At 71.1% G+C, this 11,111-nt stretch carries 16 protein-coding genes; 10 read left to right on the top strand and 6 right to left on the bottom strand.

Annotated elements, in window-relative coordinates; all coding sequences use genetic code 11:
* Positions 1 to 141: 141 nt before the first annotated feature.
* Together ACFY23_RS27975 and ACFY23_RS27970 are read left to right on the top strand one after the other, a co-directional pair.
* On the top strand, positions 142 to 942 hold the full coding sequence (locus tag ACFY23_RS27975) for an AbiV family abortive infection protein (protein ID WP_350681166.1): 801 nt from the start codon (positions 142 to 144) through the stop codon (positions 940 to 942).
* Entirely contained in the window at positions 939 to 1,424 is a 486-nt protein-coding gene (locus ACFY23_RS27970; RefSeq protein ID WP_350681168.1) for a hypothetical protein, read from the top strand. The genes ACFY23_RS27975 and ACFY23_RS27970 overlap by 4 nt, the downstream gene beginning before the upstream one ends.
* A 183-nt stretch (positions 1,425 to 1,607) precedes the next feature.
* On the opposite strand, the gene ACFY23_RS27965 is transcribed toward ACFY23_RS27970, so the two are convergent.
* The 5 genes from ACFY23_RS27965 to ACFY23_RS27945 all read right to left on the bottom strand — a co-directional run bounded on the left by ACFY23_RS27965 (position 1,608) and on the right by ACFY23_RS27945 (position 4,141).
* Positions 1,608 to 2,015, bottom strand: coding sequence for an arsenate reductase ArsC (locus tag ACFY23_RS27965; protein ID WP_350681236.1), 408 nt, complete (start codon positions 2,013 to 2,015; stop codon positions 1,608 to 1,610).
* Positions 2,012 to 2,200, bottom strand: a complete 189-nt coding sequence (locus ACFY23_RS27960; protein WP_350681238.1) for a hypothetical protein — start codon at positions 2,198 to 2,200, stop codon at positions 2,012 to 2,014. The genes ACFY23_RS27965 and ACFY23_RS27960 overlap by 4 nt, the downstream gene beginning before the upstream one ends.
* Complete coding sequence (locus tag ACFY23_RS27955) at positions 2,197 to 2,943, bottom strand: MIP/aquaporin family protein (protein ID WP_350681170.1); 747 nt, start codon at positions 2,941 to 2,943, stop codon at positions 2,197 to 2,199. Before ACFY23_RS27955 ends, ACFY23_RS27960 begins: the two co-directional genes overlap by 4 nt.
* A gap of 49 nt (positions 2,944 to 2,992) precedes the next feature.
* A complete protein-coding gene (locus ACFY23_RS27950) occupies positions 2,993 to 3,676 on the bottom strand; it encodes a helix-turn-helix domain-containing protein (protein ID WP_350681172.1) in 684 nt (227 codons plus the stop codon).
* Between the two features lie 114 nt (positions 3,677 to 3,790).
* On the bottom strand, positions 3,791 to 4,141 hold the full coding sequence (locus ACFY23_RS27945; protein ID WP_350681174.1) for a metalloregulator ArsR/SmtB family transcription factor: 351 nt from the start codon (positions 4,139 to 4,141) through the stop codon (positions 3,791 to 3,793).
* Between the two features lie 62 nt (positions 4,142 to 4,203).
* On the opposite strand from ACFY23_RS27945, the gene ACFY23_RS27940 reads away from it, so the two are divergent.
* Positions 4,204 to 5,316, top strand: coding sequence for an NAD(P)/FAD-dependent oxidoreductase (locus ACFY23_RS27940; protein WP_350681176.1), 1,113 nt, complete (start codon positions 4,204 to 4,206; stop codon positions 5,314 to 5,316).
* A gap of 47 nt (positions 5,317 to 5,363) precedes the next feature.
* Here the strand turns inward: ACFY23_RS27940 and ACFY23_RS27935 are convergent, their stop codons facing one another.
* A complete protein-coding gene (locus ACFY23_RS27935; RefSeq protein WP_350681178.1) occupies positions 5,364 to 5,747 on the bottom strand; it encodes a metalloregulator ArsR/SmtB family transcription factor in 384 nt (127 codons plus the stop codon).
* 86 nt (positions 5,748 to 5,833) lie between these two features.
* Between ACFY23_RS27935 and ACFY23_RS27930 the strand changes: the two genes are divergently transcribed.
* The 7 genes from ACFY23_RS27930 to ACFY23_RS27900 all read left to right on the top strand — a co-directional run bounded on the left by ACFY23_RS27930 (position 5,834) and on the right by ACFY23_RS27900 (position 11,087).
* On the top strand, positions 5,834 to 5,983 hold the full coding sequence (locus tag ACFY23_RS27930) for a hypothetical protein (RefSeq protein WP_350681180.1): 150 nt from the start codon (positions 5,834 to 5,836) through the stop codon (positions 5,981 to 5,983).
* Between the two features lie 14 nt (positions 5,984 to 5,997).
* Complete coding sequence (locus tag ACFY23_RS27925; RefSeq protein ID WP_350681182.1) at positions 5,998 to 6,246, top strand: hypothetical protein; 249 nt, start codon at positions 5,998 to 6,000, stop codon at positions 6,244 to 6,246.
* Positions 6,243 to 7,487 carry a M28 family peptidase gene (locus ACFY23_RS27920; protein ID WP_350681184.1) on the top strand — a complete coding sequence of 415 codons (1,245 nt, stop codon included), beginning with the start codon at positions 6,243 to 6,245 and terminating at the stop codon, positions 7,485 to 7,487. Before ACFY23_RS27925 ends, ACFY23_RS27920 begins: the two co-directional genes overlap by 4 nt.
* Before the next feature lie 11 nt (positions 7,488 to 7,498).
* A complete protein-coding gene (locus tag ACFY23_RS27915; protein ID WP_387038376.1) occupies positions 7,499 to 7,825 on the top strand; it encodes an ArsR/SmtB family transcription factor in 327 nt (108 codons plus the stop codon).
* Positions 7,825 to 8,319, top strand: coding sequence for an N-acetyltransferase family protein (locus ACFY23_RS27910; RefSeq protein ID WP_350681188.1), 495 nt, complete (start codon positions 7,825 to 7,827; stop codon positions 8,317 to 8,319). Before ACFY23_RS27915 ends, ACFY23_RS27910 begins: the two co-directional genes overlap by 1 nt.
* A gap of 75 nt (positions 8,320 to 8,394) precedes the next feature.
* Entirely contained in the window at positions 8,395 to 9,813 is a 1,419-nt protein-coding gene (locus tag ACFY23_RS27905; protein WP_350681190.1) for an FAD-dependent oxidoreductase, read from the top strand.
* Complete coding sequence (locus ACFY23_RS27900; RefSeq protein ID WP_350681192.1) at positions 9,813 to 11,087, top strand: MFS transporter; 1,275 nt, start codon at positions 9,813 to 9,815, stop codon at positions 11,085 to 11,087. Before ACFY23_RS27905 ends, ACFY23_RS27900 begins: the two co-directional genes overlap by 1 nt.
* Positions 11,088 to 11,111: the final 24 nt, after the last annotated feature.

Below are 11,111 nucleotides of genomic sequence, written 5' to 3'. Positions count from 1 at the left end.
GGTCGCAGAACCAGTTACCGGAGACCTCTTCAGTTGTCGATCACCGCCACGCCGTGACCTCGATCAGACCCTCCCACTTCTGAAACACGCCTTAGGCCGGTCATGCCTGTACGGAAGCTGCCGAACCTCTCACCGACCCAGGTGGTCCAGCTACAGGACGCCCTCTTGGCTAACGCCGATCGGGTCCTGACCTCCGCGCTCGCCGTACTCGACCTTGGCAACGTCGGTCTCGCGCGGTCGCTCGCCATCCTCGCCATGGAGGAATCTGGGAAGGCTATCGCCATCCACGAACGGCGCGTGGAGATCGCCTACGCGCCGGAGGGCGAGCCGTTCGTGGACGCCCGACTGGAGAGCCTGTGGGCGAGCCACCAAGAGAAGCTGGAACTGGTCCACAGCTTTCTTGCCGAGGAGCGGTACTGGTTCGGCGCTGAGCCCGCAGACCCAGAGAGGAACCTCGCCTACCTGGGAACCATCAAACGGTGGACTCGGCGGCACGACAAGCTGAAGCAGCGCGGCTTCTATGTAGACCTCGACAGAGCGGGGGGCGTACTCGAACCTACCAGGGTCTCCGATCCAGAGTCGCTGGTCGATGTCATCAGTCACGTGCATCAGATCGGCTGGCAGCTCCGGCTGGGCGAGCACATCGAGGCCAAGCAACAGGCCGAAGAAGCGCGAGGCGTTCCGGCCATGACCGAGGAGGAGATCGAGGAGCGGCGTAGGTTGTACTCCGGCATACCGGGCCCGGCCTTTGATGAGGAGTTCTACGACTCCATGCGGCAGGGCCGTGAAGGCCGGAAGTTGAACAACGATGGCTACCGCCTTCACTTGCCAGAGCCCGGGAGCAACCCTTTCGAGAACCTCGGCAAGCCGGGCTACGAAGCCCAAACGCGGGGGCTAATGCCCTTGTTGTTCCAAGAGCCGGACCGACGGGAGAGCCAGTGAGCACGGAAAGCCTCGCCATCATCGGGGCCCTGACCGGCGTGGTCGGCGCTCTGACCGGCGTGGTGTCACTGGCCTGGCAAATCCTCGTCCACCGCCGCTCAGGCCGCCTCGTCTCCGTGACGTCGGCCTACATCATGCCGGTCTATGGACCGCCTAACGCCCCCGAGTTTCGCGACGACGACCAGGTGGCGATCATCGTCAGCAATCGCGGAGGAGCGCCGGTTACGGTGATCAACTACGGCGTGGCCATGGGCGGCAAGGGCTCCAAGAGGAACCTCTTCGTCACGGACCGACCTATCTGGGCCACGAGACTACCCGCGGCTGTCGAGCCCGGCGGGGACCCAGCCCAGCTTCTGGTCCCGGTCGCAGACCTGAGGAGGGCTCACCAGGACCACGGCATACCGTTCCGCAAGATGCATCCGTGGGTCGACCTGGGTGACGGTCGCCGGGTCTACTCCAAGAAGGCGGTCCCGCTGAGGTAGTTCAGGGACGGAAGCATGCTGCGATGAGCTCGTCGCTCTGTCAGTGGTCGATGTGTGGCGCACCCCTCAGAACGCTGAGCGAGCGGCGCGCTAGTGGGGTTGGCTCGCCGCTCGCTGCCGGAACCGATCCTCCTACAGGAGGTCAGCCGCTGCCAGTTCGCGTTGTTTCTTCGGCGCTGTAGGTCAGGCTGTGGGGGTGAGGTCGGCGAGGAGGTCCTCCACCCGGGTGCGGATCTCGTCTCGGATGCGGCGGACTGCGGCGAGGTCCTGGCCGGCGGGGTCGTCGAGCTTCCAGTCCTCGTACCGCTTGCCAGGGAAGGCCGGGCAGACGTCGCCGCAGCCCATCGTGATGATGACGTCGGAGGCCTCGGCGGTGGCGTAGTCGAGGATCTTCGGCTTGTTGGCGGTGATGTCGATGCCGACCTCGCGCATGGCCTCAACGGCCATCGGGTTGATCTGGTCGGCGGGCTCGGAGCCAGCGGACCGAACCTGAACGGCGTCGCCTGCGAGGTGACGCAACCAGCCTGCGGCCATTTGGGACCGGCCGGCGTTGTGGACGCAGACGAACAGGACGCTGGGCTTGGACATCAGGTGCCTTCCTTGGAGTGCAGGTCGTAGGGCCGGTTCACTGGCACCCAGGGGCGGGGTGCAGGCAGGGACCGGTCGGGGGCGCTGTTGCGGTCCAGCACGCGGTACCGGGTGGTGGGACGCGGCGGGTTGAGCAGGTCGCGACAACGTTTGTCCGCGTCGTCGTGCGCCGCCATGTGGACGGTCACGGGCGGCGGTCCAATGCCGGGTCGCGTTCCTCGTCAGGAACCACGACCTGGTCGGCGGCCCGCCCGGCGTCGGGGTAGAGCGCGGCGAGCAGGCCGACACCGACCGCCAGCCCGACGACCTGGGCGATGACGAAGCCGGCCACGGAGGTGGGGGCGATGCCGGCGAAGGTGTCGGTGAAAGCCCTACCGATGGTCACCGCAGGGTTGGCGAACGAGGTCGACGAGGTGAACCAGTAGGCCGCGCCGATGTACGCGCCGACTGCGGCGGGGGCGACCGGGGCGCGGCCGGAGCGGGCGAGAGCGAAGATCAGCAGGATCAGGCCAGTAGTGGCGACGACCTCACCGAGCCAGAGATGCCCGGCGGCTCGGTCCTTGCTCGACCAGGTCGCGGCGGACAGATCGAACATCAGGTTCGCCAGGATCGACCCACCGATTGCGCCGGCGATCTGGGCGACGATGTAGCCGCCGAGCTCCCTGGCGGTGAGACCGGTGCCGACGCGGCGGCCGAGGAACCAGTCGGCGGCCGAGACAACGGGGTTGAAGTGGGCGCCGGAGACCGGGCCGAAGATCAGGATCAGCGCGCCGAGCGCGAGCGCGGTGGCGATCGAGTTCTCCAGCAACTGAAGCCCGACATCGCCGGGGGAGAGGTTGGTGGCCATGATCCCGGAGCCGACCACGGCGGTGACCAGCAGGGCCGTGCCGGTGAACTCGGCCAATAAGCGCCGCCGGAGTGCGATGGTCATCAGTCTGTTCTCTCCCATGAACTGGCTGCCCCTCGTCGAGGCATGACGGTTATCGAGTGAAGGGGACGACGGCGGGGGCGAGCCGGTCGACCCGGTCGGCGAGGTCGACGTAGGCGGCCTCGAATGCCTCGTCGGTATCCACCCGGACCGGGTCGGGGATGGACCAGTGCAGGCGTGGACGCACAGGCCCGGTCAGTTCCTCGTGGGCGTTGTCGCACACGGCGATGATCAAGTCGTCACCGCGGACGACGTCGGTGACGTGGGCCGTGCCGGTCGGGTCGAGATCCAGACGGTGACGATGGGCCACCGCGATCGCCCGGGGATGGATCCGGGCCGCCGGCTTCGTGCCGGCCGAGGCGGCGGCGCCGTTGGTGCGGCACTTCCACAGCGCGGCGGCCAGCTGCGAGCGGGCCGAGTTGTGGGTGCAGACGAAAACGACGCGGCCGATCCCGGCCAGTCGAGGGGTGGCGAGAGCGGTTAGGGCATCCGGGAGCAGCCGCAGGTAGGTGCGGCGGCGGTCACCCTCGGAGCGGCCCTTCGTGACGAGACCGGCGTCGGTGAGGACCTTGACGTGGTGGGCGACCAGGTTCGTCGGCATGTCGAGGGCATGGGCGATCTCCCCGGGGGAGGCGTCGCCGAGGGTGAGCGCGTCCACGATCGCCAGGCGCGCGGGGTCGCCGAGCGCGGCGTGGATCCGTGCGCGCCCGGCCAAGGAAGCAAGCTCAACGTCCATTGACTCAACTATTGCTGAGTAACCGCCGGGAGTCAAACCTGCTGGAGCCTGAGGCCTGCGGTTCGGGCGTCGGGCGGGCGTTGGGGAGGATCGGGCTGGCTGGCCGGCGACTGGTCAGCAGCAGGTCGCCAGGTAGGACTGCAGTTCGGCGAGGGCGGCGAGCGCGCCGCCGCGATCGGCCCGGTAGTACACCGTCTTCCCGTCGCGACGGGAGGCGACCACCCGTCCGCGTCGCAGCAGGGTCAGCTGCTGCGACGCCGTGGCCTGGCTGATGCCGACCCGCTCGGCCACCTCGCTCACCGACAGCTCGGAGCCCTGCGCGAACAGCATCAAGATCCGCTGCCTGGTGGGGCTGCCCAGGGCTTTGAGGAACTCCTGCGTCTGCGGCGCCAGGCCCTCGGGGGCTCCGGCGGCGCGCGCAGGGGAGGGTGCCCCTGTGGGCTGTCCGACTGTGGCGTCGCTCATGGCCCTACCTTCCCCCACCATCATCATATTGTCATTCAACAAAACGACGATATGATCGTGCCATGACATCCGAGCCAGTGATCATCATCGGCGGCGGCCAGTCGGGCCTGGCCGCCGCCCGAGCCGCCCTGACCGCCGGCCTGCGGCCTGCCGTGCTGCAGGCGGGCAGTGAGCCTGTTGGCTCCTGGCCCGACTACTACGACAGCCTCACCCTCTTCTCGCCCGCCCGCTACAGCGCCCTGCCCGGGATGCCCTTCGACGGCGATCCGGACCGCTACCCCCGCCGTGATGAGGTCACGGCGTACCTGCGCCGGTACGCGCAGACCGTGGACGTCGACATCCGCACCCGCACCCGCGTCACGGCCGTGCACCCTCGCCGCGACGGGGGATACCTCGTCCGCACCGACACCGGGGACGAGCTGGCCGCGGTCGGCGTCGTCGCCGCCAGCGGATCCTTCGGCAACCCCTACCTGCCCATGCTGCCCGGCCAGAACGACTACGCCGGCGATCTTCGGCACGTCGCCCAGTACCGCCGGCCGGAGGCGTACGCGGGCAAGCGGGTCATCGTCGTGGGTGCCGGCAACTCCGCCGTGCAGGTCGCCTACGAGATCGCGGCCCACGCACGGGTCACGCTCGCCACCCGGGAACCCGTGCGCTTCCTGCCCCAACGCCTGGGCGGGCGGGACCTGCACCACTGGCTGCGGGTCACCGGCGCGGACCGCCTGCCACGCCGCGTCCTCACCCGCCTTGTTCGACACGCGGCCGTGCTCGACACCGGCGTCTACCGCGACGCCCTCGCCTCCGGGCTGCTCTCCCGGCGGGACATGTTCACCGCCTTCACCCCCGGCGGCGTCATCTGGGCCGACGGCGCGCCGGAGCCGGTCGACGCGGTCATCTTCGCCACCGGCTACCGACCGGACCTGGCCTATCTCAAGCCGCTGGGCGCCCTCGACCATGGCGCACCCCGGCAGGTGGGCGGGATCTCCACCACCCATCCGGGACTGGTCTTTCTCGGGTTGGAGTTCCAGCGATCCTTCGCCTCGAACACCCTGCGCGGCGTCGGCCGCGACGCCGCGCACGTCATGACCGCCCTCGCCGCTCACGTGTCCGGACGGCAGGGCCGGCAGCGGAAAGCGGACGTCGCCTCGCGCACGGGATCCGGCGCTCAGCGCTGATCGCGTTCGGCGATCGGCGCTGGTAGGTCCGGGGTTTGCCCGGCGGTTTACGCCTGCGACGAGGGGGCCGGCTCGACCGACAGCAAGCCGGCGAGCTGGCGCAGGATCCCCGGGCGGGCCCGGTAGTAGACCCACGTGCCCCGCCGTTCGGCGTCCACCAGGCCCGCTTCGCGCAGGGTCTTGAGGTGGTGCGAGATCGTCGGCCCGGTCAGGTCGAACGCCGGCGTCAGGTCGCACACGCACGCCTCCCCGCCCTCGGCGGAGGCGATCATCGACATCAGCTGCAGCCGTACCGGGTCGCCGAGGGCCTTGAACGCGGGAGCGAGCACCGCGGCCGTCTCGGCCGGAACCCGGCGCTGCGCCAGCGGGGGGCAGCACGGCGCATCGGCGTTGAGGTCGACGAGGAGGAGCGGCGCCTGTTGCTTTGACATGCCTCTAGGTTGACATCTCTCTAATCAACGTGCAACTCTCTGCTTAGACAGACGTCAAGACAGCTGTCTGGAGGAAGGGGACCACCATGTTCGGCTCCACCCGCCGCTCATCCGCTCTTCGCGCTGGAGTCCGGTTCTGCGACTCCTGCGCCCAGGTGTCCACCGCCGCCGAGCGTGCGCAGCGCCGCTACGACCGCGCCCGCACCACCGTCTACACGCTGATCAGCCACCGCTGACGAGAGGACCTGAGATGAGCGAGAACACCCAGACCACCGGCGGTTTCGCGGGCGACCCGACCGCCGCCCTACGGGTCACCGGCTCCGGCGCCTGCTGCGGCAGCCCCGCCCAGGCCGTCGGCGGAATCCTCCCGCCGGCCGGCGCGACCGCCAGCGGTGACCCGTGCTGCGGTACCCGCCAGGCCGGCCAGGCGGCTGACTCGTGCTGCGGCACCGAGGCCAAGGCCGACGCCATCGCCACCGGGCAGGGCTGCTGCTCATGACTGCCCCCACCGACCTCGCTGGCCTTCTCGACCAGGTCAGCGCCGAACGCATGACCGCCACCATCGCCACCCTCGCCTCCGATCGGATGGCGGGGCGGCGAGTCGGCTCGACCGGCGGGGCGGCGGCCCGCGCCTGGCTCGTCGACCAGCTCACCGCCCTCGGCGCCGACGTTCGCACCGAGGAGTTCCCGGTCCGCGCCGTGCCGCAGGTCTATGAGGCGCCGACGGTCACCTGGGGCGACCGGATCGGCACCGAGGAGCTGGTTTTCGGGCGGCAGGTCGCGATCCACCCGGCCTCCGCCGACACGTCCGACATCCGTCGTGGCGCTCTCGGCGTCGCCGGCAAGGACGACCCGGCGGGGCGGTGGCTGGTCGTGCCGACCGAAATGAGCCTGTTCGACGCCTACCGCGACACCCGCGGCGCGGCCGGGCTGCTGGTCCGCCGTCCGGTCGACGCCGAGGGTTGGCAGTTCACCATGCTCGCCGGCCCGGACCCGGGGCCGCTGTCGGTGCTGACGCTCGACCCGGACACCCACCACGCCGTGCTCATCGCCGCCACCGCGGGGGACGGCTGGCTGGCCGGGGCGACGCCGCTGCGCCGCGACGACGTCACCGGCACGAACATTCACGCCCGACTCCGGCAACCCGTTCCCGACGTTGCCGACCTGCTCCTGGCCGCCCACTACGACGGCGTCGGTGACCACCCGGGGCTGCGCCTGCCTGGCGCGTCGGACAACGCCACCGGCGTCGCCGTGGTCCTCGAAGCCGCCCGCATTCTCACCGCCGCGCTGCCCGCCGGTGCGGGACTGTCCGTCGCCCTGCTCGACGGGGAGGAAGTGGGTGCGCTCGGCTCGGCCCACCACGCCACCCAGCTGCGCGCCGAAGGGGCCGCACCGTTGGTCGTCAACGTCGACGGCGCTGGCCGTCTCGACGGGGCGGCCGCGGTGGAGGCCGGCGGGCCCGCCCACCGCCTCCTGGCCTTGCTCGACCAGGCGGGCCGGCACACCGGCGTCCCCCTGACGGCGGGTCCGGTGGCGTCGGACAACCGCCGCTACGGCGGTGCCGGTTTCACCGCGGTCGGGATCGGCGCCGGGATGGGCGGCTACCACAGCCCCGCCGACACCCCCGACAAGGTCGACCCGGCCACTCTCGGCGCGATCGCCCGGCTCGTTGTCGCCACCGCCCACCTCGCGGCGGCGGCACCCGCTACACTTTCATCGTCAATCGGCGATAAACGATAGAAGGAGTGGTGGTGGGCGACCTCCTCGACCGGGACACCGCGCAGACCTACGCCTCGTGGTTCCGGGCCCTCGCGGACCCGACCCGGGTGCAGATCGTCGAGTACCTCGCCCGGCACGGCCGGCCGATGAGCGTCGGCGAGATCGTCGCCGCCGTCGGGCTTGCCCAGTCCACCGTCTCCCAACACCTGAAGATCCTCACCGAGGTGCGGTTCGTGCTCGTCGACCCGGTCGGCACCGCCCGCCACTACCGCATCAACGACGCCTGCGTCGGCTGCTTCCCATCCGCCGCCGACGTCGTCATGGGCCGGCCGGCCCCCAACCCGAAGGGAGCCTGCTGATGGCCGACATCACCGTCCGCCCCATGGCCGCGGACGACGCCGACCGGGTCCTCGCCATCTACCAGGCTGGCCTCGACGGCGGTAACGCCAGCTTCGAGACCAGCGCACCCACCTGGACGGCATTCGACGAGGCCAAGCTGCCTGACCACCGCCTCGTGGCCGTAGACGCGGACGACACCGTGGTCGGGTGGGTGGCGGTGTCGCCGACGTCGAGCCGGGCGGTCTACGCCGGGGTGGTCGAGCACTCCGTCTACGTCGACCCCGCCGCCCAAGGGCGTGGCGTGGCCCGGCTGCTGCTGGCCGCGCTGATCGCCTCCACCGAGGCCGCCGGCATCTGGACCATCCAGTCCGGCGTCTTCCCGGAGAACAACGCCAGTCTCACCCTGCACCAGTGGGCCGGCTTCCGCGTCATCGGCACCCGCGAGCGGGTCGGACGGCACCACGGCCGGTGGCGCGACGTCGTCCTGCTCGAGCGGCGCAGCCCCGTCATCTGAACCCCTTCGGCTCCGCCCGCCCAAGCACAACTGCACCTTCTTGATTCGACAGTTTTCAACACAGAGGAGTTTCCAATGAGGGTCCTGGACGAGCTGCCCGTCGTGGTGATCGGCGCGGGTCCGGTGGGTCTGGCCGCCGCCGCGCACCTGCACGAGCGTGGCCTGCCCTTCCTTGTTCTGGAGGGCGGTGACACCGCTGGCGCGGCCGTGCGGCAGTGGGGGCACGTGCGGGTGTTCTCCCCGTGGCGGTACAACGTCGACCCAGCCGCGCGCCGGCTGCTCGACGACGCCGGCTGGGTCGGCCCGGCCGAGGACGCCCTGCCCACCGGCGCGGAGCTGGTCGCCGACTACCTTCAGCCTCTCTCGGAGCTGCCGCAGCTCAAGCCCCACCTGCGCTACGGCGCGCCCGTCGAGGCGATCAGCCGCCTCGGCCTGGACAGGCTACGCACCGCCGGCCGCGAGCAGGCCCCGTTCCTGATCCGCCTCGCCGACGGCGACGAGCTGCTGGCCCGGGCCGTCATCGACGCATCCGGCACCTGGGGCACCCCCAACGTCCTCGGCGCCTCCGGCCTGCCGGCCCGGGGCGAGAAGGACGTGGCCGCGTACCTGGAGCACGCCCTGCCGGACGTGCTCGGCACCGACCGGGACCGCTTTGCCGGCCGGCACACCCTGGTCGTCGGCGCCGGCCACTCGGCGGCGAACACCCTGCTCTCCCTGGCCGAGCTGGCCGCGGCGGAGCCGGGCACGGAGGTGACCTGGGCGATCCGCTCGGCCAGCCCGGCGCGCACCTACGGCGGTGGAGACGCCGACGCCCTGCCCGCCCGCGGCGCGCTCGGCTCCCGGCTGCGAGAGCACGTGGAAGCCGGCCGGATCCGGCTGCTCACCGGCTTCTCCGTGCACGCGCTCACCCCGACCGACGGCCGCGTCGCCGTGGTCGTCCGGCACGCCGACGGCGGTGAGACGTCCGTCGTGGTGGACCGGATCGTCGCCGCCACCGGCTTCCGCCCCGACCACTCCCTCGCCGCCGAGCTGCGCCTGGACCTCGACCCGATCATGGGTGCCACCCGCGCCCTCGCACCGCTGATCGACCCGAACGAGCACTCCTGCGGCACCGTGCCCCCGCACGGCGTCGACGAGCTCGCCCACCCGGAGGTCGGCTACTACGCCGTCGGCATGAAGAGCTACGGCCGCGCCCCCACCTTCCTCATGGCTACCGGCTACGAGCAGGTCCGCTCCGTCGTCGCCGCTCTCGCCGGGGACTGGGACGCCGCCCGCGACGTCCAGCTCGACCTGCCCGAGACCGGCGTGTGCAACAGCAACCCCGCCGACTCCACCGGCACCGACAGCTGCTGCGGATCGGCCCCGGCGGCGGAGACGGCCGGAAGGGGCCTGGCCACCGGCATTTCCGGCGGGCTGCTGTCCTCGCCGCTGAACCTCATCAGCCTCGACGTTGCACCCGCCGGCGGCCAGACTGGCGGCTGCTGCGGCAGCTGATGGCCACCAACCTCACCACGGTGCCCGTCGGCCGACAGGTCGGCGGGCACCACGCCCACGGCCGGCGCACCGTCGCGGCCCTCGCCATCACCACCACCATCGGCTACGGCACCCTCTACTACGCCTACGCGGTTCTGCTCCGCCCGATCGCGGCCACGCTCGGCGTTTCCGCCACTGCTGTCACCGGCGCACTCACCGCCTCGGTCCTCGCCGGTGCTCTCATGGCAATCCCCGTCGGCCGGTGGCTCGACCACCACGGCGGACGCGCCCTCATGACCACCGGCTCCATCACCGCCACAGTCCTGCTGATCGCCTGGTCCCAAGTCCAGACCGTCTGGCAGCTCTACGCCGTCATGATCGGCATCGGCATCACCGGCGCGATGGTCCTCTACGAACCCGCCTTCGCCGTGATCGTCACCTGGTTCACCCCAGAGCGGCGCGCCACCGCGCTGCTCGCCGTCACCATCGTCGCCGGCTTCGCCAGCACCATCTTCATGCCGCTCACCGGCTTCCTCGACGCACACCTCGGCTGGCGCGGCACCCTGCTCGTCCTCGCCGCCATCTACGGCGTGGTGACCGTGCCCCTGCACGCCCTCACCATCCGCAAACCTCCGGCCCCGCCGGCCGAGCTGTCGGCGCCGCCCGACCGGCAGAACAACAGGCAGCGGGCATCTGTCGCTCGCGCCGCCATGCGTGATGCCAGGTTCTGGATCCTCGCAGGCACCTTCACAGCCCACGGCGCGGCCACCAGCACGATGACGGTCCACATCGTCGGTTACCTCGCCAGCCGCGGCCACCCGGCCACCTTCGCCGCCTCCATCGCCGGTCTGCTCGGTGTCCTGTCCGTCACCGGACGCCTTGTGCTGACCGCCGCCCGCCGTCGGCTGGCCGTGACCACCATCGTCGCCGCTGTCTTCGCCACGCAGGCCCTCGCGGTCCTCGCCATGCCCGCGCTCGCCGGGACCCCTATCGGCGCGATCATCACAGTCACCGGCTTCGGACTCGGGTTCGGCATCGCCAGCCTTGCTACCCCGGCCCTGCTCGCCGACCGCTACGGCACCACCGCCTACGCCACCATCGCCGGACGGCTCGCCGCCTGCGTCACCATCGCCAAGGCCAGCGCACCGCTGGTCGCCGCCACCGTCGTCGCCCGCGAGGGGTACGGCGTGCTGCTCGGAGTCGTCGCGTCCGCGTGCTTTCTCGCGGCGGGCGGCATGCTGATCAAGCGGGGAGCAGGACCCCACACCGCTGGCAGCCACGCGGAGGAGGCCTGACCTCGGGGTGACTACTGTGGTCGA

This window comes from Micromonospora sp. NPDC000121 (genome assembly GCF_042899165.1).
Lineage (GTDB): Bacteria > Actinomycetota > Actinomycetes > Mycobacteriales > Micromonosporaceae > Micromonospora.
This window is presented reverse-complemented; position numbering and strand designations above follow the sequence as displayed.